Raw genomic sequence first — 1,812 nt, 5'->3', positions numbered from 1 at the left:
GTAAGCGTCCGCTGAACCCCATGCCTATTTTTTAATTCGGTTCAGGTTTCCAGCAGTGTGGCAGTAACTCTTCAATCTGGGTCACTTTATGTGTCGGCAGCCTTTTCAGCACATCACTTAAATAGGCATAGGGATCCAGCCCATTCAGCTTTGCTGACTGGATTAATGTCATAATATTGGCTGCTCGCTGACCGCTGCGCAGCGAACCTGCAAATAACCAGTTCTTACGTCCCAACGCCCAGGGGCGCATCTGGTTTTCCACCCAGTTATTGCAAATCGGTAGATTGCCATCATCCAGATAGCGGCTTAAAGCTGGCCAACGCTTCAGAGTGTAATTGATCGCCTTGGCGGTTGGAGAACTCGATGGCACAGTCAGTTGATGTTGGTTGAGCCATTCATACAGTTGTTGCATCACCGGTTGACTATGCTGTTGTCGGTATTCGCGGCGCTGTTCTGCTGTACCATCAGTCTTTTTCCTGAGTTCTGCTTCTATGGCATACAGTTTCTGAATCAGCACTAATGCCTGTTCAGCGACCTGACTTTTTTTGGTCACATGCAGTTCATGGAATTTACGACGCGCATGCGCCATGCAGCCCACCTCAATGACCTGACCTGATTTAAAGCGTGCTTTATAACCGCTGTAATCATCACAGACCAGATGGCCCTGCCAGTCTTTCAGGAACGCTTCAGCATGCTGACCTGAACGACTATCCTGAAAGTCATAGATCACGGCTTGAACTGGATTGTACTGTGTAGTGGCATAGGCCCAGACATAACCTTTCTTCGGTTTTTTATCATTCTCACCCATCCGCATGATGGTGACCGGCGTTTCATCGGCATGGATCACCCGCTGTTGCAGCACCACCTGTTTTAAGGCATTGGCCAGAGGTTCCAGTTCCACACCGCAGCGACCAATCCAGTCAGATAACGTGGATCTGGACAGATCAATGCCAGCCCGCTGATAGATCAGGCGCTGACGGTACAGCGGCAAATGATCGGCATACTTCGATACCAGCACATGGCTGAGCAGTTCAGGACTGGCAATACCTTTATCAATCACATAGGCGGGCATCGCTTGCTGAGTCAGGGTGTCGCACTGATCACAGACCCATTTGCCACGTACATGCTGTTCCTTATAGAACTGTGCCGGTCTGAAATGCAGTTTTTCACTGATATCTTCGCCGATACGACGTAACTGGCAGCCACAACTGCATTGGGTTGATGCAGGTTCATGCTCAATACGAATGGTGTGTAGATGATCTGGCAGCAGTCGACGTTTAGGTTTGTTGACTGTGGCTTTCTGTGTCCCTGCATGGGTTTTATCTGCATTTAATCGTTCTAATTCCAGATCAACGGCTGCAATATCTTCTTCGACCGCCTCATCCCACAGATGGATTTGTTTTGCGGTGAGATGTTCGTTTTTACTGCCGAATTTATGCTGTTTAAACAGCGCCAGTTCATGCTCGTATTTTTGATTGAGAATAGAAAGATGCTGAACTTTAGAATCTAATTGCTGATTGGTGACTTCAAGATGTTGAACTTTGGCATCTAATTGTTGATTTGATACTTCCAGATGTTGAACTTGAGCATCTAATTGTTGTTTATCTTCTGCGAGTTGTTGATGCTGCATCGCCAACTGCCGGGTGAATTCCAGCAGTTGTTCATGGGTCAGTTGGCTTAAATCTGGCAGCGTATTCATGACCGCAGTATGCCTGAGGTCATGAGAAGAATGAAATAGAACGTTTGGAGAATAGCAGAATGGAACAGCCTGGTTTAAAGCATCGTCACCACCTGCTGTCGTCCAATGCGCTG

General features: G+C 47.6%; 1 protein-coding gene. It reads right to left on the bottom strand.

The genetic code is table 11. From position 1 onward, the window contains the following. Positions 1 to 31: 31 nt before the first annotated feature. Positions 32 to 1,699, bottom strand: a complete 1,668-nt coding sequence (locus FTU91_RS16315) for an IS66 family transposase (RefSeq protein WP_180082850.1) — start codon at positions 1,697 to 1,699, stop codon at positions 32 to 34. Positions 1,700 to 1,812 lie beyond the last annotated feature (113 nt).

It is taken from the genome of Acinetobacter sp. YH12201 (assembly GCF_013418145.1).
Lineage (GTDB): Bacteria > Pseudomonadota > Gammaproteobacteria > Pseudomonadales > Moraxellaceae > Acinetobacter.
The sequence above is the reverse complement of the archived record's forward strand: the minus strand, read 5'-3'. Positions and strand labels throughout refer to the sequence as shown.

Coding starts and splice junctions, on each gene's coding strand:
- FTU91_RS16315 (WP_180082850.1), bottom strand. CDS start 1,699: ATGAATACGCTGCCAGATTTAAGCCAACTGACCCATGAACAACTGCTG.